Genomic DNA, 26,348 nt, shown 5'->3' on the forward strand with positions numbered 1-26,348 from the left:
CTCACCCTCCCGGTCCGGCGGGGCCACGGGGCCGCCAGCGTCCGAACCCGCCCTCGCTGTCGATGACCTGGCCGGTGATCCAGCCCGCCTCGTCGGTGACCAGCCAGGCGATGAGCCGCGCCGCGTCGTCCGGCCGCCCGTAGCGTCCGAACGGGAACATCGGCGCGACCAGCTCCCACATCTCCTCCGTGAGGTAGCCGGTGTCGACCGGTCCGGGATTGACCGTGTTGAGGCGGATCCCCTGATCGGCGAGCTGGTCGGCGAGGGTGACCGTGACACCGGCGAGGGCGGCCTTGGCCGCCGCGTAGGCCACCTCGCCGGGCAGCGGTCCCAGGTGCTGACCAGAGGTCATGAAGACGATCGCGCCTCCGGGACGGCCGTCGTGCCGGGAGGCGAACGCCTGTGCCAGCAGGATGCACGAGCGGGCGTCCACGGCCCAGTGCCGGTCCAGCACGGCCGCCTCCAGGCCCCCCAACGCGGCGTCGTCGCCGCTGAGCGCGTGGTTGCAGACGAGGACGTCCAGCCGGCCGAACTCCGCCACCGCCATGTCGACGATCCGCTGCGGCGCGTCCGGATCGCTCAGGTCGGCGTGGGCGTCGGCCACGCCGACCCCATTCGCGTCCGCGTGCGCCCGCACGCCCGCTACCACCGCGTCGAGGTCGTCGGCGCCCCATTCCTGGTCCAGGTCGTGGGGCCGGTAGTGGTGGAGGAGCACGTTCGCCCCGTAGGCCGCCAGGCGGCAGGCGATGGCGTAGCCGATGCCGGCCCGCCTGCTCACACCGGTGACCAGCGCGGTCCTGCCACGCAGCGGGTGGGGTTCGCGCCCCTTCGGAGTGCGTGGTCGTTCGCTCATCCGGCCACCCTCACAGGGGCGCCCGCCACTGGGCAACACCTTATTCTCCGTGACCGTCCCTCCCTCTCCGGGGCACCACCGCTCCGTCCCCGCGCCCCGCCGGACACCGGCCCCATGACGGCCCCGGCGCGGCCAGGAGCGCCCGGGCCATGGCGGTCCGTCCCGTGGCCGCGCCGGGCGTCCTCCTCAGGGACGTTCGGGGGGAACCAGACCGGTGTGGGCGGCGCAGAAGGCGAGCACGTCCTCCTGCAGGCCGAGCCAGCGGTCCAGCGAACGCGCCCCGTGACCGACATCGGGCTCGCAGCGCAGGAGCACGGGCCGCCCGGAGCCGGTGGCGTGCTGAAGGGCGGCGGTCATCTTGCGGGTGTGCAGGGAGTCCACCCGAGGGTCGTGCCGGGGGCAGGTGAGCAGTACCGCCGGATAGGGCGTCCCGGGGCGGACCCGGTGGTAGGGCGAATAGGACAGCAGGGCGGCGCACTGCTCGGGATCCTCGACGGTGCCGAACTCGGCCGTCCACAGGTGACCGAGCCCGAAGTGCTGGTAGCGGGCCATGTCGGTGACCGCGTCGGAGCACACCGCAGCCGCGAACAGGTCGGGGGCCTGGGTGATGGCCGCGGCGACCATGAACCCGCTGTGGGAGGCGCCCCTGATCGCGAGACGCCCGGGGGTGGTCCGACCGTGGTCGATCAGCCAGCGCGCGGCGGAGAGGAAGTCGGCGATGGCGTTGGGCTTGTTGACGCCGCTGCCCGCGGCGTGCCAGTCGGTTCCCTCCTCACCGCCGCCTCGCACGGCCGCGGTCGCATACGCCCCGCCGGCCCTCACCCAGGCGGTGACGGCGGGGGAGTAGGCGGGAGGGGTGGAGGCGCCGAATCCACCGTAGGCGGTGAGCAGGGTCGGCCGCGGTCCACCCCCTCCTGGGGGACGGAGCAGGTGCATGCGGACCGGGGTCCCGTCGTGGGAGGCGTAGACGATCTGCTCGACCACGGGCCGGTGACCGGTCGCGCCCCGGCGGACCGTTGCCGTGTCCCCGGCCACGTCGGGGGGGACGGGGAAGCCCTCCGGGGGTTCGGGGACGCAGCGTCGCTCGGGCAGGTCGAAACGGTGGACGGCGGGCGGGGTGGTGAAGTCGGTGTAGCTGAACCAGGCGCTGGCGCCCCCTTCGGGCGGCGCGGTCAACCGGGAGACGTGCCCCGCCCCGGGCGGGGCGATGTCGGCGAGGAGGGTTCCCTCGGCCGTGTACAGCCGGAGTTCGCTCAAGCCGTGACGGTGGTGGGAGACGAGGAGGCGCGTCTGGGCCGTCGCGGGGTCGGTGAGCGTCACGCAGGCCGCCAGGACGCTGCCCGCCCTCTCCTCGACAACGGTCCGCCACGCCCGGTGGTGGGGGTCCGTGGCGGCGACGGCGCACATCCGCCCGAAAGGCGCCTCGGCGTCGGTGATGGCGTACATCCCGCCGTCGGGGGCGAACTTCAGCGCCGCGCGAGTGCCCTCGGACATGCCGTCGAAGACCGGGACCGGTTCCAACCCCTCTTCGGGGTGGTCGGGCAGGCGGACCAGCCACAGGAGGTTTCCCGAGGTGGCGCCCGGGGCTGCCGACAGCATCAGGTGACGTCCGTCGGGGCTGGTGGTGACGGAGAACTGGGGGAGGTCGGTGGCGAACAGGATCGGATCGTGGCGGGGGTCGGCGCCGATGCGGTGCAGGCGCAACCGCCGCCCGGCCCCGTCCTCGGGGGTCGACACGTAGAAGAAGCCGGTGCCGTCCGCCAGCCAGGCCACGGGGGTCGAGCGCCCCGGGGACAGGGAGGCGCCCACGGGTGTCCCCGTGGCGACGTCGAGCACCCGCAGACGTGGCCGTTCGTCGCCTTTGCGGGTCGTCTGGTAGGCCACCAGGTCGCCCCCCGGGGAGGGGCGCCAGGCGTCAAGGGTCGTCGTTCCGTCGGCGTCGAAGTCGAGGGGGTCCAGCAGGACCCGGGACGGCCGGCCGGGATCGGCGACCATCAGGGCGGGCAGCCGGCGCCCCGGCTCGTGCCTGAGGAGGAAGCGGCGCCCGCGGCGCCACAGGGGCGGCGAGCTCACCGGCGAGAGGCTGCTCCCCACCCCCGCCGCGTCGCGAAGGAGCCTTCGCCAGGCCGCGCGATGCGGCCACGTGGGAGCGGCCTCGGCGAACAGCCGCTCCTGGTTCTCCAGCCAGGCCGCGCACTCGGGGCTGTGACCGTCCTCCAGCCATCGGTAGGGGTCGGCCACGGTGTGGCCGTGCAGGAGCTCGGTGACGGTGTCGCGGCGTGCGACGGCGGACGGCCGCGATGGGGCGTGGGTCATGGGGGGGAGCTCCCTGTCGTGGAGGAGGGCTCCCGAAGGGTCCGGAAGCCCTCCCGCTCGTGCCGCGGGGTCAGTCCTGGTCGCCTTCGGACAGCTCCAGGCGCCAGGCCTCCAGCTCGATGACCTCGTCGGAGAGAAGGCCCGCGATAAGACCGGGAAGTTCGCTCATGACAAACTCCATTCATTGGGACGGAAAATTCCGGAGCTGCAAGTATGCAGAACTCAAGGAGGTCGGAGCAAGCCCGTCTGACATATTCGGCCCCTTTGAATAGGGCATACATCCCACCTCCCGAAAAGCTTCGCCAAATGCAGTATGCGACACAAGTAGTTGCGTCATCGACATTCCGTCGCGACGAACGCCGTGAAACCGCAGAGCAATTCGTGAATTATGACAGACATCGACACCGCGAGTCCTTCTTGCCCCCTTCACCAGGGGCACGTCGAGGTCGCCCCTCACTTCCACCCACGGGCGCCCGCGCTTCTCGGCCCGCACGGCCGAAAAGGGGTCCAGAAGACGGCCCTTTTCCCGTTGACTCCTGTTCCCCGCCTCTCGGCCGACAGGGCACGCGAGAAGACCGCCGGCGCGGCCTCCGACGCGGAAACAGCATGGAACTCCGAGAAAGCGCCCGACCCGGTCGCGATTCCCTTCAAAGGGATAACCTTCCCTTTTCCCTGTCGACGACCCCGGAAGCATCGAAACGGTTCAGGACGGCGTCTTCTCGCATCACCGCGACGGCGGTGATGTGGGGCCGCGGTGTCGGCGTCGACGGGGTGGCGGCCCCGGGGAACCCTGTCCCGGCCGGCCGCCCCGCTCATCGGCGTGTGACCGGATCCGGCAGAGACCACGGGGAGGCTCCTACCTCTTTCCCGGTCCCGGCAGGCGGCACGTCCACCGCGGGGAGACCGTCTCCCGACAACGGACTTCCCCATGGCCGTCGTGTCGTCCCCTCCTTATCCCGTGGACCACGGCGCCCGTGTTCTGGGAACCTTGGGCCGGCCACGGACGAGAATCGAGGAAGCACGTGATGCCTGGAGCGTTGATGACCGCCTCGCTACTGATCGCCACACTGACCACGGGCCTCTTGGCGGGTCTGTTCCAATCCTTCGTGATGTCGGTGATGCCGGGGCTCGCCCGTTCCTCGGACCGGACCTTCGTCGAGGCGATGCGCCGGATCAACGAGGCGATCATCAACCCCTGGCTCTTCCTCGTCCTGTTCGGCTCGCCGGTGTCGTCGCTGGTCGCCGCCGTCCTGCTGTTCCGGGACGGTTCGCCGGCGGCGGTGTGGACGCTGGCCGCCCTCCTCCTGTCCGTCGCGACGTTCCTGATCACCGCAGCCGCCAACGTTCCCCTCAACAACGCGCTCGCCGCGTCGGAGTCGATGGGCGGGGACGACGCCCCGGCGCGGGCCCGCAGGTCCTTCGAGAGGGCGTGGGTGCGGTGGAATGTCGCCCGTACGATGACCTCGGTCGCCGCGTTCGCCTGCCTGGCCTGGGCGTTGATCCTCCATGGGGCGGCGTCCACGGGCGCGTGACGGGGTCTGCCGCTCCAGCGCGCCATCGTGGGGCGACGCGGGTCGCCGGGGTCCGCGGCCGGTCGTCGCGGTAGACCGTTCCCACGTGTCGCGCTCACGGGGAGCGGCGCGCACCACCGTGGACGCCCGTCCTCTCCCGCGATGGCGCGTGGCTGCGCGCGGGCCTACGGTGGGGGCATGTCGAGCAGTCCCCTCCCGGCCCGGCCCACGCGTGGCCACCTCACCCTCCCCGACGGCCGGCGCCTCTCCCATCTCGACTTCGGACCGCACGGGGGCCGCCCCCTGCTCGCGCTCCACGGTCACCTCGGCGAAGGCGCCGATTTCGCGGAGCTGGCCGCGGCCCTGGGGGCCGACGGGTGGCGGGTGATCGCACCCGATCAGCGGGGACACGGCGACTCCGACCGGGCGGAGCGCTACGACCGGGACGGGTATCTCGACGACCTCCGTGTCCTGCTCGCCCACCTGGGCCTCGACGATCGCCCTCTGCCCGTCCTGGGACACTCCCTCGGCGCGGTCAACGGCTATCACCTGGCCGCGGACCGGCCCGACATCGTGAGCGCCCTGATCAATATCGACGGGCCCGCGTATCTGCCCGTGGTGGACCCCGCTCCACTGTCCTTCCTGCTCGGTCTGCCCTACACCGCCCGCACACGCGGGGATCTCCTCGCCGCCTGCGGCCCCCTGGCCCCCCTGCTGGAGGGGGGACTGCGGCCGCATCGCGACGGTTGGCGGCTCGGCTGCCACCCCGAGGACATGGTCGACTCGGACACCCGCCTGCTCGGCGACCACTGGCACCGATGGCTGGCCTCCGACTGCCCTGCGCTGCTCCTGCACGGCACCGCGAGCACCGTCCTGCCCACCGCCCAGGCACGCGAGATGGCCGCCCGACGCCGCGGCACCGTCCTGGTCGAACTGGAGGCCGATCACTGGGTCCACCTGCGGAGGCCGAAGGAGTCGGCGGAGGCGATCCGTCGGTTCCTGCGCGAGGGCGGGGTGGTCCGGTGAGCCGGCCCGCGCGCCGTCCGGGGGAGCGCCGGTGGCGGTTGGACGAGTAGCGGTGTCCGACGGCTTCGGAATCGTGTCGGGGGCGGGCGCGTGCCGTGTTCCTCCGCTCCCGCCCGGATGACGGGCTGGGGCGCGGCCCCGGATCCATCGGCGCGGGCCGTTTCATGCGCTTTTGCCGGGCGCATACACCGGGCCCGTCCATCCCGGCAGAGATGGACGGGCCCGGCCGTTTCCGTTGGTGTGGAAGTTCGTGTCAGCGGTCTGTCTACCAGTACCAGCCGCCCCAGCCCCAAGTGGAGGAGTACACACTGCTGTATCCGGCTCCGTAGGGACCGGCGTAGGACCAGGAGGACCCGTAGAAGGTGTCCGCCATTGCCACGGCGGGAGCGCCGAGCGCCAGCGTAGGGGCGACGACACCGGCAAACAGGATCCTGCTCAGGGTCTTCTTCATAAGCAACCGCTTCCTCTCAGCTATCCGGGCCGGCTGTGGGCCGGACCGGGCTCCAACGGATCCGGAGCTACCCCCCATGTTTCTCGCGGGGCACCCCAATACCCAACAGGGGAAAGGTGAGCGCTACACAAAAACACGCGGGAAGAAGGAGGTTGACATCCAGAAGCGCCTGGAGTACGAAAGTCCGCCGGTGGGAACGTCCTCACCAGGCCGAACGCGGCCACGACGGCCTACGGTCGCCGTCCCCTCGAGGACAGCGATCCCTCCCCAGGGCCGAGCATGTTCGGTGGCCATGAAAGCGAGAGGCTTTCACATCGCCGCAGCTGGCGCGATATAGCACAATATGGCCGGTTTTCGGCAATATTTACCTTGGTAGTTCCGTGGCCCATGGCCGAGGCCCCCACGGATCGATCCGCAACGCCGTTCACCATGAGGGCTCTTCACGGCCGGCTCGCAGTCGGGCTCCGCGGTACGGCGAGAGCGCGGATGACCTGACGTCCGCCCGGGACCGTGGCGGCCGGAATCACACGGGGCGGACCCCGGCCGTTCTCGACACGGGACACCGGCCGGGCGGCGGGTCGGGCGCAGCCGGGTCGCGCCGGAACGCAGGTCACCCCGGCCGTCTTCGCCTCGGGACCCGGGCGTTCACGGACGCGCTCGCGGTCGCCGACGCTCTCGCCGCGTCCGCGAGAGCGAGGACCGGGACTTCACGCGGGCCGCCGCGGCTCGCCATTTCCCCGAGGGGGGCGGCGGCTCACCGCATCCGCACATCCGCGACCCCCGCTTGCGCGGCAAGTATTCAGTGTTACTATGTACCAGTAGTCAGCGTCACCAAGTAGCTGAGGAGGTGTTCCGTGGGCAAGCAGATGACGGAGATGCTCAAGGGCACGCTGGAGGGCATCGTCCTCGCGATCCTGTCCGGCCGGTCCGCGTACGGCTACGAGATCACGGCGTGGCTACGCGATCAGGGCTTCTCCGACATCGCCGAGGGCACCGTCTACGCGTTGCTGGTCAGGATCGAAAAGCGCGGCCTCGTCGACGTGGAGAAGGTCCCGTCCGAGAAGGGGCCGCCGCGCAAGGTGTACTCCCTCAACGCTCAGGGACGGGAGTACCTCGAAGAGTTCTGGAGGACCTGGAGCTTCCTCGCGGAACGGATCGAACAGCTCCGCACAGGAGGCAGGTGACCATGTCCGACGTCGAAAAGAGCGGCTTCCTCTCCAAGGTGATCGGCCCCAAGCGGCGATGGCGGGAGTACAAGGCGCGCGTGAGGCGGCTTCCGTCGAACTACCGCACGGCGGTCGACGCGATCGAGCGGTACCTGATGCATTTCGTGCCGACCGACGGCGACAGCAGCGCCTCGATGTTCGAGGACCTCGCCGGCCTGTTCGAACAGGCCGTGGCGGACGGGACCCCGATCCGCAAGATCGTCGGGGAGGACCCGGTGGAGTTCGCCGAGGCGTTCGTCCAGAACTACTCGGAGGGCGGCTACGCCCCCGCCCGCGAACGCAAGCGGCTGACCGACGCCATCGCGCGCGCCGAGGAGGAACGTCCCCACTGATCGCGCGCACCCGCTCGCCACGTATCCCACGGACCTGACCCCGACACGCGGGTCCGCCGCCGAACTCGTCGGCTTCACCCCACCGGCCCGCCCCGGCCGAGGCCGACGACTTCGGCGGTCGTCATCGTCGCCGTCGAAGTGCCCCCTTCCCGCCGGCACGCGCCCGACCCTCTGACGGCACGAGATCACCGCCGCCCCGACGCCGCCTGCCGGCCCCGGTTCGCGCGGCCACCGCCGGGGCCAAGGCCGGCCGGACCAGCCTCCCCTCCTGCCCCCCTACGGCACTCGCCAAGCCACGCGTGCCACGCCGGGTCAGGGCCACAGACCGAACATCCACGCAAGGAGATCCATGATGGGCCACAACACCGGCGGTTTCTCCAGAAAAGGGCTTCGCGGACTGCGCGACGTGCTGGAACGGCACGTGGAGTCCGGGAAGATCCCCGGACTCGTCGCCCTGGTCAGCCGGGATGGTGAGACGCACGTCGAAGCGGTCGGGACGATGCGCCACGACGGTGGCGCGCCGATGCGTCGCGACACCATCTTCCGGATGGCCTCGACGTCCAAGCCGCTCGCGGTCGCGGCGACGATGATCCTGCTCGACGAGTGCAGATTGCGGCTGGACGAGCCGGTCGACGAGTGGCTGCCCGAACTCGCCGACCGGCAGGTGCTCACGCGGGCCGACGGCCCGCTGGACGACACCGTGCCGGCGCGGCGGCCGATCACCGTGCGCGACCTGCTGACCTCCACGTTCGGGCTCGGACTGGATACCACGTCGATGGGCTCCCCGATCCAGGCCGCGCTCTTCGAACGGGGGATCTACGGCCAGGAATGGCTGTTGCCCGCGGTGGAGCCGGATGAGTGGATGCGCCGCCTGGGAACGCTCCCGTTGAGCTACCAGCCCGGGGAACGGTGGCAGTACAACGTCGCCGACGACGTGCTCGGCGTGCTGGTCGCCAGGGTCACCGGCCAGTCGTTCGAGTCGTTCCTACGCGAGCGCGTCCTCGACCCGCTGGGCATGAGGGACACCGGTTTCCACGTGCCCGCCGCCAAGATCGACCGATTGCCGCCCCTCTACGCCCCCGATCCGCGGACCGGGGAGTTCATCGTGGCGGACGAGGCCACGGGGGGACACCACAGCAGACCTCCGGCGTTCCAGTCGGGCGGCGGCGGACTGGACTCGACCGTCGACGACTACCACGCCTACTTCCGGATGCTGCTGAACCGCGGGATGCACGGGACCCAGCGGATCCTGTCCCGGCCCGCCGTCGAGCTGATGACCACCAACCGCCTCACGCGCGAGCAGCTGGCCGCCCGGGACGTCTGGGCCCGCGCCGTCGTCCATCTGGCGCACGGGCAGGGTCAGCACGGCGGCTGGGGTTTCGGGATGGCGGTGCGCACCTACCGTGGCGACTTCGCGCCCATCGGCCAGTTCGGCTGGGACGGTGGAGCCGGCACCTCCACCTACGCCGATCCGGAGAACCGGCTCGTCGGGATCCTGCTCACCCAGGTCGGGATGTCCACCCCGGATTCGATGCGGGCCATCCACGACTTCTGGACCACCCTCTACCAGGCGATCGACGACTGACGACGAACCGCACCGTCTCGGTCCTGTTCACCCGGGCGACCGGGATCCCTGGCCCCGGGCATCGACGGGACCGCACCTCACCATCGTGTCGGCACCAGACCTCGGGACAGGTTCGATCGGGCAGCCGACCGGGCGGCGGCCCGGGGCTCAGGAGGTGAGTCCGGCGAAGGGGGCCGTGCGGATGCGCCACTGGCCGTCGTCCATCAGCCACAGGAGCAGGTCCTCGGCCAGCTCTTCCTCGGTCCTTCGGGGTAGGCGAGGTTGACGGTGGCGATCGGGGTCTCGCCGCTGGTGTCGGTGCCCATCTCGACCGACTCGATCTCCGCGACGTCGGCGCCGGTGAAGCCCTCGGCGTAGGTGGGGAACGCCGGCACGCACTCGGTCTCCGAGGGTTCCCGAGGACATGGTGGTGGGCGTGACCGAGGCGTGCGCCGCCTCCTCGATGATCGCGCAGCCGACCTCGCCGTCACCGTCGCGTACCGCGGCGAGGAAGTCCTCCGCCACGGCACGCGCCTCCGCCGAGCCCTCCCCCTCGGCGGCCGTCAGGGGCGAGGAGGGCGCGGCCTCCTCGGGCGCGGGCTCGGAGGGCTCCTCCCCTGCGGTCGTGCCGTCACCGCACACGGAGAGCATCACGACGATGGGAGGCGCGCAGAGCAGGGTTCTCTTCCTCTGGGGGCCTTCATTCCGGGGGAGGGGACGTGCCGCCACCACATCTGCACCCTGCCGGCGACACCGCGCGGCGCGGCCTTCCCCGGTCCGCGCCCAGAACTCCTGGGGGTCGGGGGAAGCGGGGCCACCCCTTCCAGACGACGTGTGCCGCGGTGTGCCCGTCAACCCCGTCGAGGGGTTCCCCGGCGGCCACGCCGGACGATCCCGGTGGCACCTCGCCCACGAACACCACGAAACTCGGCGATGACACTCTGTTGACATGCCTGTTACATTCCCGTACTTTTTGAAGTCCGGAAAGCGCTTCCCGAGTTCGTGGGGCATGGCGCCGCCCTGCGGACGCCCTGGCGGGGACACCCGTGTCCCGCCCCTGTTTCCCGCCCGCACACAGCCGGGCACTCCCTTCCCTCCAAGGAGATCCCACCATGCGGGAGAACCGGAAGACGCACAGCTCACCCCATCGGTTCCGCACCGCCGCCGGTGCAGGAGCGGCCGCCGTCCTGAGCGGCGTCGCCCTCATCGCAGCCCTCCCCGGCACGGCCGGAGCCGCGCCCACCGCCCTCGCCGACACCCCCACCGGCTGGGCGAGCCAGAACGGTGGTACCACCGGCGGTGCCGGTGGTACCACCGTCCGGGTGTCCGACGCCGACGAGCTCACGGAGGCCATGTCCAGTGACGGCCCCCTGGTCATCGAGGTGGAAGGCACCATCGACCTGTCCGGGATGAACGACGTCACCTCGGACAAGACGATCATCGGAGTCGGTTCCAACGCCACCATCACCGGCGGCGGACTCGACGTCGACTCCGCGCACAACGTCATCATCCGCAACCTGCACTTCGAGGACTGGGACGACGACGCGATCAACGTCCAGGACGGCTCCACCAACGTGTGGATCGATCACAACAGCTTCACCGGCGGCGACGACGGAGCGACCGACGTCAAGCGCGAGTCGGACTACGTGACCATCTCCTGGAACCACTACTACGACCACAGCAAGACGGCCCTTCTCGGCCACTCCGACGGTCACACCGAGGACATCGGCCACCTGCGGGTGACCTACCACCACAACTACTTCGACGGCACCGACTCCCGGCACCCCCGGGTGCGCTTCGGCGACCAGGTGCACGTCTACAACAACTACTTCCGTGACAACTCCGAGTACGGCGTCGCATCGACGATGGACGCCGGGGTGATCGTCGAGGCCAACTACTTCGAGAACGTGGACAACCCGACCCACGTGGGCTACGCCGACTCCGACCCCGGACGTCTGGTCGAGCGGAACAACATCTACGACAACTCCGGTGCGCCCGAGGCCGCAGGCAGTGTGAGCCCGGTCCCCTACGGCTACACGGCCGACCCGGCCCAGAACATCCCGTCCCTGGTCAGCCAGGGCGCCGGTCCCGGCAACATCTGATGAGCGGCCCGTGGGGCGTGGTCCATCACGCCCCACGGGTAAGCGCTTACCTTCTGTCGCCCTCCCCGCCGGCCGCCCGATGGGCCCGAGCGGGGAGGGTCGCGTGCGGACCGACCAGACGGGCGCCTCCTCGGACAGTCCCCTGCCACGGACCAGAAGCGGCGGCGAGAACCGGGAAGCCGCCGGGGAGAGGGGCGAGGAGCATCGGAGTGAAACCCTGCTCATAGCCGTCTGGAGGCATGCCGGTTGAGTTCCTCACCGATGAGCAGGCGACCCACTACGGCTGCTATGCCGAGCCGCCCTCGCACGCTCGGCCGCGGCGCGGTCCCGCTAAGGATCCACCTCGGAAATATCGATCGCGGCCCGTGGCCATGGCCGGGCTGCGGCACCGGGTAGGCATCCGGTGAGAGCAGAACAAGATTGTGCTCTTCACAGCCAGACCATCTGAGCATCGTCGTAGGAGCCGATCTTGTACGGCGCGGCGCCTTCTAGCGGTCGCTCGACCGCCTCGCCAGCCGATGCTTGTTCGGGCCCCTCGCCATCCCGCCGCGTATCATCCTGTGCGAACGCTTCCCTCGGGGCTTGCTTGGTGGCCGTCGACTCTTTTCGGTCTTTCTCCCTTCAAGAACAGACAGCCGAGCTGTTTTCGCGTCCCACGCAGTGTTCTGGGCGGTCCGGTGGGCCTTCTTGGTCACCTCCTTGATCTTGGCGTGCCCAGGCGGCTCCTCACCGACCAGCCGCAGATCGGTCGCGGCGGACCGGCCGTCCCGCAGCATGTTGCCGGAGCGCTCCTCATTCCTCGGCCTTCGACCAGCGCCAGTTCAGCCCCCTGTCGGATGGGGATAGGTTGACTGTCGCCAGGCCGCCAGCCAACGCAAAAGGAGCCGCCCATGGCGACGTCGAGCAGCGCACGCATCACCCTCCTGGTCATCTACAGCGACCGCGTGGAGGAGTGCCGCACCTTCTACACCGCCTTGGGGCTGCACTTCGAGCGTGAACAGCATGGCCGGGGACCGCAGCACTACGCCGCTGTACTCGACGATGGTTCCGTGTTCGAGATCTATCCGGCCGCCGACCGGCGCACCGGTGCGGTCCGGCTCGGCTTGAGTATTGACGGAACTCTGGCTCACCCGCCCTTGGGAGCGGGACGCCACGTGCTCACAGACCCTGATGGCCGCAAGGTCGACGTCCAAGTGGCCTAAGCTACCCGTCCTGTCCCACCGCACTGGAGGACCTTATGACTACACCAGCACCCCAGGACATCAACCTCTCCATCAACACTGCCTTCGGTTCGGCCGCCGAACGGGAAGTGCACACCTTCAGCTCCGGGGCTGTGTCCATCTCCATACGCACTCATGGCCATGCCGTCATTATCGACGGCACCTCCGATGGCCAATGGGGCGTGTCCATCGATCCTGATGATGCCGCCGCCATGGCTGGACACGACACGGTCACCGACTCCTTCTCCAAGGCACTCGACATCGCCCGCAGCGCACTGCCCGCCTCTTGAGTAACCCTGAATCGACGACTGGAGAGGTCCCCGTGCCCGAGCAGGGAACCCCTGGCCCCCTCAAGCTCAGTGAACGCCTCACACTCGTCTACGAGCGCCTAGATCAGATGCCACCGCCCACCTCGGCACAAGAGTCGTTTGACCGCCTCAACGCTGTTCTGGACCAGGTTGAGGACGAACACAGTGGGGTCCCAAAGAACCCCAATCCTGGGCTGAAGTTCGACGGCCGCATGTACCCACCAAGGGAGGACTTCACCGAGCGCACCGCCGACGGTCGCATTCTGGCCGTAACAAAGGGCAACACCATCGAGGCCCATCCCGATGGGACATTGACCGTCAGCAGTCGTAAGACCGGAAAGCCGGTCTACCATCGCCAGGGCGCAGGACAGCCTCTCACCCGCGGTAGTGGACCTGAACTCAAAGTGGAGAACCCGGCGATCGCTGAGGCGTTCGAAGCTGTGCGCCGCGCCCAACAAGGGATGGTCCCGCCCGGCAAACGCCCCCGCAACCAAAGCGAAGCTCGAACGCAACGCCGTGATACACCGCAGCGCGGCAATGACCGCGGACCTGAACGCTGAACCCAGCTCACCGTTCCAGTGATGCCTCACCCTTCTGGTCAATGGCAGACCGGGAGGGTCCCGCTCATTGGGCTCCAGATGCCGACCCCCTATCCTCGCCGGAGGCGCACATCGCCTGCCGCCCTCCCGGGTCCTGTGCCCACCCGAGAGGGAGTTCGGCGTCCTCTCGCGAGATCCCCAACTTGGCCGCGGTCCACGGCCCGCCGTCCCGGCTCACCCCGGTCCGCGAGACGAACGTGACCGGGAGGTTCACCACGTCAGTGGTGTCGGGTTCGCCGTCGTAGACGTGGGCCGGTCGTTCACGCTGTCCGGCCGCGATGTCGCCATGGGCTCGTTCTCGGTGGCCTGTTCTTCTCCTCGCTTGTCGTGGACGAGGTGTTCGCCGTCGCGGAGGTGACGGTGGGCTCGGAGGCCGGGGTGCCCGTGCTGGCGCATCCGCTGAGCGTGTGGGCCGCCAGCGGCGGCACCGCCTCAGCCCACACCACTCTTACGTGCTTCGGCCGGCGCCGGCCATGCACGGTCTCTTGACCGGTGGTGTCCTTACTTGAAGACCAAAGCGGGGCGCGGCCTTGGGGTTCGTCGTGGGCCGGGCGGGAGCCGAGGTGGACCGCCTTTCCCCATGGCGGACGGCTCGGCAGCGCGGAGCGGCTTTCTGTCAGCCGGGACGGATAGAAACAGACGACCTGCCCGCCCCCCCGCTGCGAGGTCCCCTCATGCGTCCCGCCCTGCCCCTGCCCCCGGTCGATGAGGGCACCCGAGTGCCCGGCATGTTACTGATCCGCACCGACCACGACGATGACGCTTGGCGCGACGTGCTCCACCGCATGGGCGAGCTGCCCGGCCTGGTCACCCCGCGCCCGGGCGACGACGCCCACGTTCCCGCCCAGGAGGAGGGAGGCATCCCCCGGCGGCTGGTGGTGGTGGACGATCCGGCCTGGCGGGGCGCCACCCCCGAGGAGGTGAACGAGGCCCTGGGCAGGGACGGAACGTGGGTCCCCGACCTGGTCCTGATGGCCACCGAGCGAACCGCGGCCACCCCGCACCTGCGCCCGTTGCGGGCGTTCCGGAGTGACGGAGACGTCTACCTGTTCCGGATCACGCCCCGGCAGGCCGCCCTGGCCTACCTGGTAATGCACCACAACCTGGACACCACCTTCGAATACTTCGAGGAGTGGTCGCCCCTCCCACCCGAATGGGAGCCCGAGGAGGGCGAGGACCTCGACGAATGGGAGGCCGGCCTGCCCGACCCCGTGGGCGCCTACCTGGAGAGGCTGGACCCCCTCCCTCGTTACACGCCGTCGACCCCGGCGCTGCCCCTGCTCACCCAGGATGATCACACCGACCTGATCGTTCGCACCGACTTCAGCGACGACGCCGCCTGGCACACACTCCTCGACACGGTGTACCGGCCAGGAGACCGCGGCCCCATCCACGATTTCGGGGACTACATCGACGTCGTGGACGACCCGGTGTTCGATGGCGCTACCCCGGAGCAGGTGATGGCGGTGCTGCGCGAATGGGGGGAGGCCGTGGTGATCGCGGACGGGGCTGCCATGCGCGACTCCGGGCATCACGTCCTGGTCGTCCCCTGGAGGCCCGCATCGGGTGCGCCTTCCGGCTGGCCCCCGACCTGGTCGGGACCATGCTGGTCAACCTGTCGATCGGCAACCAGGATGTCGAGGACTACATGGACGGCGCGACCCAGAGAGCCATCGATCCGAAGCGGACGTGGTGATCGGTCAGCCCCTGAAGGCCACCACCCCGCAGGCGAACCCGCCCTCTGGGGACGGCACTGTGCCGCCGGTGAAGTGGGCGTCGGACAGGTCGCCTCCCTCGAAGACGTCTCCGGTGAAGCCGAAATCCCCGTCACCGGGGAAGCGGCCGTAGCGGGCGCTCTCCTCGCCGGAGAGGTACTCGTGCGGCATGGTCCCGAACCGGTTGGTCAAATCCTGTCGCGGTTCTCCCCGCCCCCGCTGCCGACTGTACGGGCTCGGCACGCCGACAGTCGGAGGCGGCTGGCAGTATCGCCGCCATGAACGCCACCCGTACCACTCCACCGCGGCGGCTCGACGTGGCCGCGGTCCTCCCACAACTGGGTCCGTTGGCACGCCCGGCGATCCGGTTGCATCCCCGCCCCGGTTCTCCGTCGCCGTACGAGAGTTCGGTCGGCGGGCCCCTGCTGTGGCCCGCCGACCAGCCCTGGCCATACTGCGACAAGTGGCATGAGGGGCCGGCCGCCCCCTTGCTGCCCGTGGCCCAGTTGTACGCGCGCGACGTTGCCCTGCTGCGGTCGCTCGGCCGGGCCGACCTGCTCCAGGTGCTGTGGTGCCCCTTCGAACACCCGCCGGAGTACAAGCCTGCGACGGCGCTGTTCTGGCGAAACGCCGCCGACGTCACCGACGTTCTCGTCGCGCCGCCCGAGCCGACCGAGGTGGAGTACGACGGGTACGTGCCGAAGCCGTGTGTGCTCGCGCCGGAGCACATCACCGAGTACCCCCACTTTCTCGAGTTGGGTGAGGAGCTGCAACAGCGGTTGGCGGACTGGGGCACGTGGCAGGCGGCCGACGTCGTGGTGGACGACTCCTATGAGATCGCCCCGCAGGAGTTCTACAAGGACGAGCTGTCCGTGGCCCCCGGTTGGAAGGTCGGCGGCTGGCCCCGTGGGGCCGCACCGATCCCATCGCCCGGTTCTGCATCGCCTGCGGCGCCGCGACGAGCCCGCTGCTGACCATCGCTTCGGACGAGTGGAACGCCGGCAACAAGAGTTGGGTCCCCTACGGGGATCGCGCCGCCGCGCTCGACAGCAGCGGCGAATCGAACCCGCCCGGGGTCCAGGTCTCCAGGGGCGACCGCCTACAGCTCTACGTCTGCCCGAATTTCCCGGGCGCGGACCATCCTTTCCCTGGCGAGGGGCATCCGCACACCGACCTGATCCAGTGAGCCGTTGTCGAGTGGTCCCCGAACCCCGGGTGGGCCATGGCCCGGGTCTACCGCGCGCCGTGGTGGCCGGGTTCCATGGCGCGACCACCGTCTGATGGTTCGACGCGGCCTCCGGTAGGCACGGCCACGTGTCCGCACTGGTGGTCGTAGAGGGTCGGTACGGCCCTGGCCGCCGCGTTCCAGGTCGCCGGGCCCGGCTCGACCGGGTTCGACGAGCACCGCGATCTCCACACCCGCGCCGACCGGCCCCTCTTGAGAAGTCCGGGCATCGTCACCTTGGCGAGGGAGGGACGGCGTGGCCCGGACAGTTCGGGGACGCGCTCGTCCAGGGGGAGCGGTTCACGCCGAGCGGGTGGGCGAGGAAGGCGCGGGCGTGGCGGATCCGCTCAGGTGTCGGGGCCGGGGAGCGGCCCCGACGCGCGTCCGTGGCGCGGGAGCCATCCCCTGCACGCCGAGGTGGACGGGTTCGAGGCGGTCTCGCGCGCCTCGACTCCCCGAACAGGGAAGCATGCCCCCTCTGGGAAACCCCGGTTCCCCACCTCCCGCCGCGGTTCCACAGGGCACAGGCCTGCGCCGGGCAGGACACGCCGGCTCGCGGAACCCGTCGGCGTCCACGCCCCGGCCGCACGGCAGAGGAGCGCGGCCCCGGATCCCCTCCGAGGCCGCGCTCCTGACGCCTAACGGCTGTCGAACTGGGAGAGGCCGCTGATCCGGTCACCGGCCCCGGCGGTACCGGTGACCGTCACCGTGGCCGCGACGGCCAGCAGCACTCCCGCGATGGTCCTGCGCATGTCCTTCCCCCGTTCTGTCGTCCGGCCCCAAGAGCCACCTTCAGGATCTCGCCTCCCTGCCTCTGGTACATCCCTCCTGAGCTGGAGAAACGCCTGGCACTTTCGATGGAGGCGAGACCGGGGACGGCCGTGGCGGGGTCCCTCACCCCTCGACGGTGATCCCCATGGCCGACGCCAGTGCGTGCAGTAACGCCGGCGCGCTCGTGTCGTCCACGACGACGCCCTTGAGGCTCACGGCGCCGGAGAGCCCCCATAGGTCACAACGGGAGAAGCGGCTTCCGGCCGCCTCGACCGCGTCGAAGCGGGCGCCCTTCAGGTCGCAGTCCTCGAAGCGGACACGGGAGAGGCGGGCCCCCTGGAAATCCACCTCGCGGAGATCGCAGTCACGGAACAGCACGCCGGTGAGGCGGGCGAACCGGAACGAGGCCAGGTCACCCCGGCACCCGTCGAACACCACCTCGCGGAACCCGCCTCCCGCCCACGACGCGCCGGTCAGACGACAGTTGCGGACCGCGGCACGGGTGAGCGCGCCGTCGTGCAGATCCGCCCCCGCCAGGTCGACGCCGCGCATCTCGACGTCGACCAGCCGCGCGCCGCGCAGAACACTTCCGGACAGATCGGTCCTGTCGAAGCGGCACGCCTCGAACTCGGCCGCCCACGCCTGTCGTCCCGAGAGGTCCACCGGTCCGTACTCCAAGGACGACGCGCTGCTCTCGTTTCCCAGGCCGTCACGGGGAAGGAGGGCCTGGGCGAGCCGAGAGGGGATCCTGGGGCGCGCGGGGTGGCGGAGCGGTGCGGAACTCCGCGTCGATGGGGCCTGCATGGCGTCACCCTAACGGCGCGTCCCACCGGGAACCGGCAGGGCGCAGAAAACGGCCCCGGTGGGGGGCCTAGTCCAACCCGCCGTTGCTCTTCAGAAGCTGGCCGTTGACCCACGCTCCCTCGGGGGAACAGAGGAAGTCCACGAGGTGGGCGGTGTCCTCCGGCGTGCCCAGGCGGCCCAGCGGCGTTCCCTCGAGACAGGCGGCACGCACCTCCTCCGTCATCCACCCGGTGTCGACGGGGCCCGGGTTGACGACGTTGGCGGTGACACCGAGGTGGGCGAGCTCGTGGGCGGCGGCCAGGGTGATGCGGTCCAGGGCCGCCTTGCTCGCCCCGTAGGGGAGGTTGCCCACCGTGTGGTCGCTGGTCAAGGCGACGATCCGGCCGCTGCCGAAGGGACCGCGGAAGCGCCGTCCATACTCGCGTACCAGCAGCCAGGTGGCGCGCGCGTTGACGGCGAAGTGACGGTCGAAGCTCTCGACGGTGGTGTCGAGCAGGCCGGAGTCGACCGACTCGCAGTGGCACATCACCAGGGCGCTGACCGTGCCCAGGCGCTGCTCGGCCTCGTCGAAGATCCGTTCGGGGGTGTCCGGGTCGGACAGGTCGCCTTCGATCGTGGAGAAGGCCGCGCCGTGCGCGGCGAGCCCCGCCCCGATCGCCTCGGTCGCGCCGGCCTCGGCGCCCCAGGCCATGCGCGCGTCGTAGGGCGCCCAGTGGCTGAAGGCGATGTTCCAGCCCGAGGCGGCGAGGCGGCGGGCGATGGCCGCCCCGATGCCGACGGTGCGTCCCACGCCGGTGACCAACGCGAGAGGACGGGCGGTGGTGGACGGTGCGGCCACCGTCGATTCGTGATCAGCGGTCATGCCCGTGATCGTGCAGCGCCCGGTTGCGCGAGGCAACCGATTTTGCCGGCGCGGGGCGGGACTCCCCGCCGTGTTCCCAGAGCCGCCGCGCCGTCACCGATCCCACGGCCGTGACGGCGATCTGTCCAGGCCGATGAGACCTCGGTGGTCAAGGAGCCTTCGGCGGGATCGTTCCCGCGCGGGCGTCGACCGCCTGCGCACGGCCTGTCGGAGGGCGTGGCGAACGGCCATCGTTCCCGCGCGGGCGTCGACCGCCTCGCGGCCGGTTCCACCTGGTGAGTCCGCCGTCCCCGGACGCCGGCGAAGCGGACTCGTCGCGGCCCTAGACGCCTCCGGGCTCCTTTCCCCTTCGACGACAGGCGTCTCGCGCCGACACACCCCACCCGCTGTACGGACGGGCCGCCCGGAGGGCAGGAACGCGGCGGGGCCGGTCAAGGGCACCGCGCTGTTCGCGTCCCGCGCCGTGCTCGTCCTTATTCCCCCTGGCGCCGACGACGCCGGACCTGTTCATCGGCGGGACATTCCTTCTCCGCAACGGCAATGCTCCCAAGGCCGGTTCGGCTCTGTATTCCTGGGGGCCGGACGGCTTGGATGGTACTGCTGTGGCCCACTACGTGACCCCGGAACGGCGACGGCGATGGGAACCACAGACCAGCGAGGACGAGACGATGCCGAACAGTCCGATGCCCATGCCCGCCCCACCTCAGCTCTCCCTGCCCGAGGAGTTCCTCCTTCTCTCCCATCACCGCCACGGGGACGTCCACGACCCCCACCAGACCGCGATCGGCTGCGCGGCCGCCGAACTCGGCGAACTCGCGTTGCGCCGCAGACTGCGGGTGGCTCCCCAGAGGAAGGGCCGGCTGTTCGGCTTCGAGGTCTACTTCACGACCGGCAGGACGTTAGGCCGGATCCATCTGCTGGACCTCGCCCCCACCGGCCTTGCCTGGGCCGATGGCCTCCTGGCCGAACTGGAGCGCCTTGCGGCCTCCTCCCGGAACGGGCCGATACGCCTGCGCACATGGCTTCGGCAGCGCGGCGGCGAAGCGCTCCGCCTGCATCGGAGGGTGCTGGTCGAACGCAACCTGCTGTTCCACCATCCCGGCTTCGTCCCCGGGGAAGACGGACACCACTATCCGGACGTCGCCGTGCGCGCCATGTTGGTCAGCCGGCTCAGGGCCGCCACCGGCGAACGGATCCCCTTGGACGAGCGCACGCTGCTCCTGTTGGACCTCGTGGACGAGGCCGAGCTGAACGAGGACCTGGGCTTGTCCCTGAGCACGCGCCAACGACTCGACCGCGCCCGGGGGGTCGGGGCGGTGACGGCCCTGCCGGAGGATGTGAGGGACACCAGCACCGTGCTCTCCATGAGCATCCCCTCCAGGAAGCGGAGTGGTGCCGGTGGCGGGGACGGCGGCGATGGCGGCGGCGGTGAGTAGCCCCGGCCCGCGCGTCGCGCGGCCGGCTCCGCGCCCGCGCCGCCCGCCACGTGGGGGTCCAGGTGCTCCAGCACCCCACGGTAGGTGCCGACCAGCCGCTCGGAGACCTCGCGCCGGCGGACGCGGATGTCCTCCGGCTCGGCCTTGGCGCGCTTGAGGTTGGCCGCGACCCGCTTGCACATCTCGGCGAGGTCGTCGCGGGCGCGCATCCGCGCGGTGTGCAGCAGGCACGCCACCAGCGCCAGCCGCTTGGCATCGCCGTAGCGCGAGAGCGTGTCGACGTCCTGGGCGGCGGCCTCCCCGGCCCTGCGCTGGGACGCGCGGCTGGTCCGGGGCGACCTGCTGGGCGAGGTCGCCCGGCTCAAGGCCGAGCCGGGGGGCGACATGGACCTCGGCGGGCCGAGGCTGGCGGCGTCGTTCCTCCGGCTCGGCCTGGTCGGCGAGTTCCGGCTGTTCGTGCACCCCGTGGTGCTGGGCGGCGGCACCCCGCTCTTCCCGCCGCTGGAGCGCGGGTACGGGCTGGACCTCCGGGAGACCCGGGTGTTCGGGTCCGGTGTGGTGTACCTGGCCTACCGGCGCGCCGCCGGCTGACCGGCCGCCGCCCCGCGGGCGCTGTGCCGCGGGCCGTAGGTGAGGCGGCGCAGCGCCGACTCCGCGGGACCGCGGATCCCGGCCCGGCGCAGCACGTCGGCGAGGACGACCGTCGCCGCCCAGACGCCGACGCCCATCGCGACCGCCGCCGTCCCGTTGACGCGCACCGCGAGGTCGAGCATGTAGGGGGCGAAGAGCACGATCCAGGCGACCGACTGGAGCAGGTAGGAGGTCATCGACCGCTCCCCGCACGCGGCGAGCGCGGTCGCCACCGGGCCGCGCCGCGCGCCCATCCGGGCCGCGACGAGGGCGATGAGGGCGGCGTAGCCGAACCCGCCCGCGTAGCCGGTGAGCATGAACACCCACCCGGTGGCCGTCGCCGTCCCGGGTCCGGCGGCCCACACACCGGCCGAGACGAGCGCGTAGGGCAGGCCGCCGACGACGCCGACGGGGATGCCGACGGCGGCCGTCCGCGCGAGCAGCGCGCGGTTCCGTTCCGGCGCGGTGAGGACGTCACGGCGTGCCGCCCAGACGCCCACGAGGAACGGGAACACCGACGTGATGAGCAGCAGCGGGGCCATGGCCGGCCAGGTCATCGCCCGGGTGGCGATGTCGGTCAGGGGGTGCGCCAGGACCTGGGTGGCGCCCTCGACGTCGGCCACCAGCAGGTTGTTGACCAGCGCGTAGACGCCCGTTCCGGCGACCGCCCATACGGCGCCCCAGACGAGGAGGCGGCGGTCGCTGCGGACCAGCATCCCGGCGAACAACAGCGCGATGAGGCCGTAGACGGCGAGGATGTCGCCGAAGAACAGCAGCAGGGTGTGCAGGATGCCGAACACGAAGAGCCAGCGCCCGCGGCGGCGGATCAGCGAGCGGGTGGCCGGCCAGGTGTCGCCCCGGGCCGTCCGGCGCGCGTACACGCTGGCGAGTCCGTAGCCGAAGAGGGCGGCGAACATCGGGTAGCCGCGGCCCTCGCCGAACGCGAGGACGACGACGGTGGTCACGGTGTCGGCCACGCCCGACGGGGCGGCGCCGCCGTGGGCGAGGGTGTGCAGGATGTGGGCGTGGACGACTGCGATGACCAACAGCATGACGCCGCGGGCGAGGTCGGGGGCGAGGGATCGCTCGGCGGCGGTCACGGCGCCGGGCGGGGCCGCGACGGATGTGGGAGGCATGCGGGGGTACCTTTCCGGGGTCCGCGGGACGGCGGACGGGAATAAGAAACGCTTGCGTAGCTAAGATAGCACCATAAGAAACGGGCGCGTATCTCAAGATGGCATCATAAGAAACGGAAACGTATCCTAAGGGTGGCGGACGAGTGAGTGACGACGGCAGGGAACGGCGGCCCGGTGCGACGCGGCGGCGCGGCGAGGAGCTGGTGCGCGCCATCCACGAGGCGGCGATCGAGGAGCTGCTGGCGGTCGGCGTCGACCGGATGACGATGGAGGGCATCGCCCGCCGGGCGGCCACGGCCAAGACCTCCCTCTACCGGCGCTGGTCCTCGACGGAGGAGATCCTCATCGACGCCTTCCTCCGGGTGTTCCCGCAGGAGGAGCCCTCGCCGTCGTCCGACGACCTGCGTGGCGACTTGGTGCGGGCGCTGCGGATGATGCGCGACTGGATGACCACCGTCGGGGCGCGCGCGGTCGCCGAGGTCGTCACCGCGCGCGACCGCAACCCCGGACTCGTCGAGGCCGTGTACGCCCGGGTCTTCGGCAAGCGCGGCGGCGGGTTCACCCAGACCGTCCTGCGCCACTACGTGGCGCACGGGGCCATCGCCCCCGCGCGGCTCACCCCGGTCGTCCTCGACATCGGGGAAGCGCTGGTCGTCAAGTACCGCATGGACCACTCCGAGCTGCCCGACGACGCCTACATCGACGCCGTCGTGGACCATGCGATCCTGCCCGCGCTGGGCCCGCCGCCCGGGGGCGACTGACCCGCCGCGCCGGGCGCGCCGGCGGCAGGCCGCGCAGCAGTAGCGGCGCACCCGGCCGGGCTCGGGCGGGGGGCAGCGGGGCACCACAACCGGGGGGCTGGCAGCGCGGCGGCTCCGGCTCGGCCCCGGCGTCGTGGTCGGGGGTGGTGATGGCGTCGGCCGGGGGCCGCAGGTGGCGGGCGCGCGCAGCGCCTCGGCGATGTGCTGGAGGGTCTGAGGGGCGGACGGCAACCGTTCGGCCACGCGGTGGCGGGCGGCCTCGGTGTGGGCGTCGGTCCACACCTGCTGTTCTCCAGGTGCGCGGCCAGGTCGGGCAGGCGCGCCACGAGCTGGTCGAGGTGGGCGCGCTGCCGACCACCCGTGGCCACACCGGGACGTCCCGCGTGGGCGGGTTCACCGAGGTACTCGCACGCGGTGCTCGCCGGCCGGGCGGCGCGTTCGCGGAGGGTCAGGGTGGGGCCGGCCTCCAGGGCCGCCACCAGGCGGGCGTTCTCCGCCTTGCGCACCTGGCTGACCAGGCGGGAGAGCACGGTCAGGCCGGACAGCAGGATTCGGTGTTCGAGCAGGTAGAGCACGGCCCGGCCGAACAGGGCCCGGGGGCCTTCCTCGCCGGCCCAGACCCGGGCCGCGAGGTAGGCGCGCAGGTCCTCCTCCCCGGCGGAGAACTCGCGGTAGCCGAAGGTGTCGCGGATCTGCCAGGCGTGCTCGTAGGCGGTCTGGACCCGGGTGCGGTACTCCTCCAGGCGGCCCGGGTCGACGTCGAGCTGGTCGACGACGAAGGCCACGGCGCGTTCGGGCACGCGGGTGGGATGGTCGGCCTGGAAGGCGCCGAGCATGCGCACGGTGCCCCCGCTGCACGGCCCACCCCAGCCGGGTGGCGGGGGGTGGGCTTGCGGGAGGCCAGGGCCAGCGCATCGAGGTCAGGCGGAAGCACTGTTCCAGGTCGGCCGCCGACAGCTCGTCGGGGAAGCGGCCGTAGCGGGCGATCTGGTCTTCGGAGAGGTGTTCATGCGGCATGGCCACGAACGTAGGGGCCGCGAACAGGACAAACCGGCCTCGTCACCGAACCGTCGCCCAGGTCACGGCTCTACCGCTAAATCCTGTGGCAATCCTCCTCGACCCCCATCGCGGGGGCGCGGGCCGGTCGATGGAGGCCAGGGCGGAACGGGGCCGCAGACCGCTGTGCCGGCAGACGACCGCTGCCCCTGACGCCCGCTCCGGCCGTAAGCTCACTCCCGGTCCTCCAGCAGTCCCGCGTCGTGGACCAGCAGCGCGATCTGGACGCGGTTGTTGAGCCCCAGCCTGGTCAGGACGGCGGAGACGTGCGTCTTGACCGTGGAGACGCTGAAGTGCAGTTCCGCCGCGATCTCGGCGTTGGAGCGCCCCCGGCCCACCTCGACCGCGACCGCCCGTTCACGCTCCCCGAGCAGGGACAGGCGGTCCAGGGCGCGGGAGCGGCGCCGGTCCGTGTCCGATTCGGCGACGCGGGCGATGAGGCGACGGGTCACGGCCGGGGACAGCACGGGGTTGTTGCGGGCCACTTGGCGCACGGCGGCCACGATCTCGGCCGGAGGGGTGTCCTTGAGCAGGAACCCGGCCGCGCCGGCCCGCAGCGCGCGCAGGACGTGGGCGTCGGCGTCGAAGGTGGTCAACACGATGACCTCGGGAGCGTGGGGACGGCCGCGCAGCGCCTCGGTCGCGGCCAGCCCGTCCATCCGGGGCATGCGGATGTCCATCAGCACGACAGCGGGGGAGTGCCGGTCGACCAGCGGTACCACGTCGGTGCCGTCGCCGGCCTCGGCGACGACGCGGATGTCGGGCGCGCCGCCCAGCATCATGGTCAGTCCCGCGCGCACCAGCGGGTCGTCGTCGACGATGAGCACGTCGATGGGCGTCGGAGGCGGTTCGCCGGTCATGACGGCCAGGGTAGCCGGGCGGTGATCTTCCATCCCCCCTGCGCGGTGGGGCCGTGGGACAGGTCGCCTCCGGCCAGGCGGACCCGTTCGGCCAGTCCGATCAGCCCTTGTCCCCGCCCGTCGCCGGGGTCCGGGACGGTGGCGGGCGCGGTGTTGACCACCTCGACGGTGAGACCGGTCCGCGGCGTGCCCGCCACGCCCACCTCCACCCGGCTCCCGGGGGCGTGCTTGCGGGCGTTGGTCAGCGCCTCCTGCACGATCCGGTAGGCGGTGCGGCCCAGCCGTTCGGGGACCTCCCTCGGCGGTCGCCCGCGCAGCCCGACCTCCATGCCGGCGCGCCGTGACTCCTCCACCAGCTCCTCGATGCTCTCGGCGGTGGGTTGGGGCAGGCCCCCGACCGGCGCGCGTAGCACCCCGATCACCTCGCGCAGGTCCTGCAACGCCTGGTGGGCGTTCTCCCGGATGACCCCGGCGGCGCGGGAGATGTCCTCGGCCGGGGCGTCGGGCCGGTATTCCAGGGCTCCGGCGTGCACGCTGAGCAGGGACAGGCGGTGGCCGAGCACGTCGTGGATCTCGCGGGCGATCTCGTCGCGGGCCCGGCGCTGGGCGCGTTCCGCGCGCAGCCACGCCTCGGCCTCGGCGCGTTCGGCGCGTTCGCGCAGTGACAGCACCAGCCGGCGTCGATGGTGGACGGCCAGCCCCCAGGCGAAGGCCGCGCCCTGCAGCGCGGCTCCGAAGCACAGCAGGAGGAACGGGGGTTGGCCGGGTTCGGGGCGCACCACGACGTAGACGACCGCGGCCAGCAGGCTCAACCCGAAGACGAGAAGGCTGGTGCGCGGCGGACGGTGGACGGCCACGGCGAACAGGCCGACCAGCATCACGCCGGCCACCGTCTCGGAGTAGGACGACAGCACCACCAGGATCACGGGGACCCCGACCGGGTGGCGACGTCGCAGCCACACCAGCGCGCAGCCCACCACCCCGGTGAGCTGGTCGAGGTTGAACAGCCACCCCGGCACGACCGTGGGCACGTCCTCCTGGTCCAGCCGTATCGCGGACATGACCAGCCCCCACAGCAGGGCGAAGAGGAACAGGCAGGTGTCCACCCACCACTCTCGCGGGCCGCGGCGCCTCAGCGCGGCCCCAGGCGCGGAACCGTCCATGTCCCGAAGCTATCCGCGTCCCCCGCCGGTGGAGGGCCGATGGGCGCGGGTCCGGTACCGAAGTCGGCGCGCCCGGTACTTCCGTCACGATGCGGGCGGCGGGACGGACACCATCCTCCTGTCGGGGGAGCCTGACGACCGATCCGTTCCCCCGAGGGCGTCGCCTACCGTCGCAGCATGCGCAAAGTCATCGAGGCCGCGGGGTTCGTCCTTGTTCTCATGGGGATCAGCGGGACGATCGACCACCTCGCCGTCCAGCCGTTCCTCGGCTTCCTCAACGTGTTCAACCGTCTCGTCGTCCCTCGCGTGGAGGTGCTCGCCGACCACGCGCTCTACGCCAACCTGGGCCTGGCCCTGCTGGGGGCGGTGGTGATGGTGCTGGGCGGACGGGCGGGGCGTTGAGGGGTCGCGGGCGGACGTG

Annotated in this window: 25 protein-coding genes and 1 pseudogene; 15 read left to right on the forward strand and 11 right to left on the reverse strand. The window is 71.2% G+C overall.

Translation table 11 applies throughout. From position 1 onward, the window contains the following. Nucleotide 1 precedes the first annotated feature (1 nt). Complete coding sequence (locus B5D66_RS09090; protein WP_078761212.1) at nt 2-853, reverse strand: SDR family oxidoreductase; 852 nt, start codon at nt 851-853, stop codon at nt 2-4. Nucleotides 854-1,039: 186 nt separating this feature from the next. Beyond that, nucleotides 1,040-3,169 carry a prolyl oligopeptidase family serine peptidase gene (locus B5D66_RS09095; protein WP_078761213.1) on the reverse strand — a complete coding sequence of 710 codons (2,130 nt, stop codon included), beginning with the start codon at nt 3,167-3,169 and terminating at the stop codon, nt 1,040-1,042. A gap of 1,025 nt (nt 3,170-4,194) precedes the next feature. Between B5D66_RS09095 and B5D66_RS09100 the strand changes: the two genes are divergently transcribed. Then, nucleotides 4,195-4,701 carry an anthrone oxygenase family protein gene (locus B5D66_RS09100; RefSeq protein WP_200813582.1) on the forward strand — a complete coding sequence of 169 codons (507 nt, stop codon included), beginning with the start codon at nt 4,195-4,197 and terminating at the stop codon, nt 4,699-4,701. A 177-nt stretch (nt 4,702-4,878) separates the two neighbouring features. After that, entirely contained in the window at nt 4,879-5,706 is an 828-nt protein-coding gene (locus B5D66_RS09105) for an alpha/beta fold hydrolase (protein WP_078761376.1), read from the forward strand. A 265-nt stretch (nt 5,707-5,971) separates the two neighbouring features. On the opposite strand, the gene B5D66_RS09110 is transcribed toward B5D66_RS09105, so the two are convergent. Then, nucleotides 5,972-6,157 carry a hypothetical protein gene (locus tag B5D66_RS09110; protein WP_078761215.1) on the reverse strand — a complete coding sequence of 62 codons (186 nt, stop codon included), beginning with the start codon at nt 6,155-6,157 and terminating at the stop codon, nt 5,972-5,974. An 854-nt stretch (nt 6,158-7,011) separates the two neighbouring features. Here B5D66_RS09110 and B5D66_RS09115 point away from each other — a divergent pair. From B5D66_RS09115 to B5D66_RS09125, 3 genes are all read left to right on the forward strand, one after another. Then, nucleotides 7,012-7,341, forward strand: coding sequence for a PadR family transcriptional regulator (locus B5D66_RS09115; protein ID WP_078761216.1), 330 nt, complete (start codon nt 7,012-7,014; stop codon nt 7,339-7,341). A 2-nt stretch (nt 7,342-7,343) separates the two neighbouring features. Then, nucleotides 7,344-7,715: a DUF1048 domain-containing protein gene (locus tag B5D66_RS09120; protein WP_078761217.1), complete on the forward strand. Its 372-nt coding sequence runs from the start codon at nt 7,344-7,346 to the stop codon at nt 7,713-7,715. Between the two features lie 349 nt (nt 7,716-8,064). Beyond that, entirely contained in the window at nt 8,065-9,300 is a 1,236-nt protein-coding gene (locus tag B5D66_RS09125) for a serine hydrolase domain-containing protein (protein ID WP_078761218.1), read from the forward strand. 203 nt (nt 9,301-9,503) lie between these two features. Here the strand turns inward: B5D66_RS09125 and B5D66_RS26035 are convergent, their stop codons facing one another. After that, the gene (locus B5D66_RS26035) at nt 9,504-9,674 is read right to left on the reverse strand and encodes a hypothetical protein (RefSeq protein WP_235000878.1); all 171 of its coding nucleotides are present in this window, start codon (nt 9,672-9,674) and stop codon (nt 9,504-9,506) included. 717 nt (nt 9,675-10,391) lie between these two features. Here B5D66_RS26035 and B5D66_RS09135 point away from each other — a divergent pair. The 6 genes from B5D66_RS09135 to B5D66_RS09165 all read left to right on the forward strand — a co-directional run bounded on the left by B5D66_RS09135 (nt 10,392) and on the right by B5D66_RS09165 (nt 16,197). Continuing rightward, nucleotides 10,392-11,381, forward strand: a complete 990-nt coding sequence (locus B5D66_RS09135) for a pectate lyase family protein (protein ID WP_078761219.1) — start codon at nt 10,392-10,394, stop codon at nt 11,379-11,381. 890 nt (nt 11,382-12,271) lie between these two features. After that, nucleotides 12,272-12,583: a VOC family protein gene (locus B5D66_RS09140; RefSeq protein WP_078761220.1), complete on the forward strand. Its 312-nt coding sequence runs from the start codon at nt 12,272-12,274 to the stop codon at nt 12,581-12,583. A 35-nt stretch (nt 12,584-12,618) separates the two neighbouring features. Further along, a complete protein-coding gene (locus B5D66_RS09145) occupies nt 12,619-12,891 on the forward strand; it encodes a hypothetical protein (RefSeq protein ID WP_078761221.1) in 273 nt (90 codons plus the stop codon). Nucleotides 12,892-12,923: 32 nt separating this feature from the next. Then, nucleotides 12,924-13,469 (forward strand): hypothetical protein, encoded by a 546-nt coding sequence (locus B5D66_RS09150; RefSeq protein WP_078761222.1) that lies wholly within the window; start codon nt 12,924-12,926, stop codon nt 13,467-13,469. 713 nt (nt 13,470-14,182) lie between these two features. Next, nucleotides 14,183-15,505: a DUF6924 domain-containing protein gene (locus tag B5D66_RS09155; RefSeq protein WP_235000879.1), complete on the forward strand. Its 1,323-nt coding sequence runs from the start codon at nt 14,183-14,185 to the stop codon at nt 15,503-15,505. Continuing rightward, complete coding sequence (locus tag B5D66_RS09165) at nt 15,502-16,197, forward strand: YwqG family protein (RefSeq protein ID WP_235000880.1); 696 nt, start codon at nt 15,502-15,504, stop codon at nt 16,195-16,197. Before B5D66_RS09155 ends, B5D66_RS09165 begins: the two co-directional genes overlap by 4 nt. Nucleotides 16,198-17,342: 1,145 nt before the next feature. Here B5D66_RS09165 and B5D66_RS09170 read toward each other — a convergent pair. Then, a complete protein-coding gene (locus tag B5D66_RS09170) occupies nt 17,343-18,023 on the reverse strand; it encodes a pentapeptide repeat-containing protein (protein ID WP_078761224.1) in 681 nt (226 codons plus the stop codon). A gap of 67 nt (nt 18,024-18,090) precedes the next feature. Continuing rightward, nucleotides 18,091-18,885, reverse strand: a complete 795-nt coding sequence (locus B5D66_RS09175) for an SDR family oxidoreductase (protein ID WP_078761225.1) — start codon at nt 18,883-18,885, stop codon at nt 18,091-18,093. 668 nt (nt 18,886-19,553) lie between these two features. Here B5D66_RS09175 and B5D66_RS09180 point away from each other — a divergent pair. Beyond that, on the forward strand, nt 19,554-20,321 hold the full coding sequence (locus B5D66_RS09180) for a GOLPH3/VPS74 family protein (RefSeq protein WP_235000881.1): 768 nt from the start codon (nt 19,554-19,556) through the stop codon (nt 20,319-20,321). Between the two features lie 8 nt (nt 20,322-20,329). On the opposite strand, the pseudogene B5D66_RS26600 reads toward B5D66_RS09180, so the two are convergent. Then, a pseudogene (locus B5D66_RS26600) lies at nt 20,330-20,626 on the reverse strand (hypothetical protein); the annotation flags it as partial. On the opposite strand from B5D66_RS26600, the gene B5D66_RS09190 reads away from it, so the two are divergent. Next, complete coding sequence (locus tag B5D66_RS09190; protein ID WP_078761226.1) at nt 20,595-20,912, forward strand: dihydrofolate reductase family protein; 318 nt, start codon at nt 20,595-20,597, stop codon at nt 20,910-20,912. The pseudogene B5D66_RS26600 and the gene B5D66_RS09190 overlap by 32 nt on opposite strands. On the opposite strand, the gene B5D66_RS09195 is transcribed toward B5D66_RS09190, so the two are convergent. Beyond that, complete coding sequence (locus B5D66_RS09195) at nt 20,891-22,087, reverse strand: DUF418 domain-containing protein (protein WP_078761227.1); 1,197 nt, start codon at nt 22,085-22,087, stop codon at nt 20,891-20,893. The genes B5D66_RS09190 and B5D66_RS09195 overlap by 22 nt on opposite strands. 143 nt (nt 22,088-22,230) lie before the next feature. Here B5D66_RS09195 and B5D66_RS09200 point away from each other — a divergent pair, with 143 nt between their 5' ends. Beyond that, nucleotides 22,231-22,848, forward strand: coding sequence for a TetR/AcrR family transcriptional regulator (locus tag B5D66_RS09200; RefSeq protein WP_078761228.1), 618 nt, complete (start codon nt 22,231-22,233; stop codon nt 22,846-22,848). Here B5D66_RS09200 and B5D66_RS09205 read toward each other — a convergent pair. The 3 genes from B5D66_RS09205 to B5D66_RS09215 form a co-directional block, all read right to left on the reverse strand. Next, nucleotides 22,782-23,684 (reverse strand): DUF4158 domain-containing protein, encoded by a 903-nt coding sequence (locus B5D66_RS09205; protein ID WP_078761229.1) that lies wholly within the window; start codon nt 23,682-23,684, stop codon nt 22,782-22,784. The two genes, B5D66_RS09200 and B5D66_RS09205, sit on opposite strands and share 67 nt — an antisense overlap. Before the next feature lie 393 nt (nt 23,685-24,077). Next, entirely contained in the window at nt 24,078-24,764 is a 687-nt protein-coding gene (locus B5D66_RS09210) for a response regulator transcription factor (protein ID WP_078761230.1), read from the reverse strand. Beyond that, nucleotides 24,761-25,927 (reverse strand): sensor histidine kinase, encoded by a 1,167-nt coding sequence (locus tag B5D66_RS09215; protein WP_078761231.1) that lies wholly within the window; start codon nt 25,925-25,927, stop codon nt 24,761-24,763. Before B5D66_RS09215 ends, B5D66_RS09210 begins: the two co-directional genes overlap by 4 nt. Before the next feature lie 177 nt (nt 25,928-26,104). On the opposite strand from B5D66_RS09215, the gene B5D66_RS09220 reads away from it, so the two are divergent. Beyond that, entirely contained in the window at nt 26,105-26,329 is a 225-nt protein-coding gene (locus tag B5D66_RS09220; protein WP_078761232.1) for a hypothetical protein, read from the forward strand. Nucleotides 26,330-26,348 lie beyond the last annotated feature (19 nt).

Source organism: Marinactinospora thermotolerans DSM 45154 (assembly GCF_900167435.1).
Lineage (GTDB): Bacteria > Actinomycetota > Actinomycetes > Streptosporangiales > Streptosporangiaceae > Marinactinospora > Marinactinospora thermotolerans.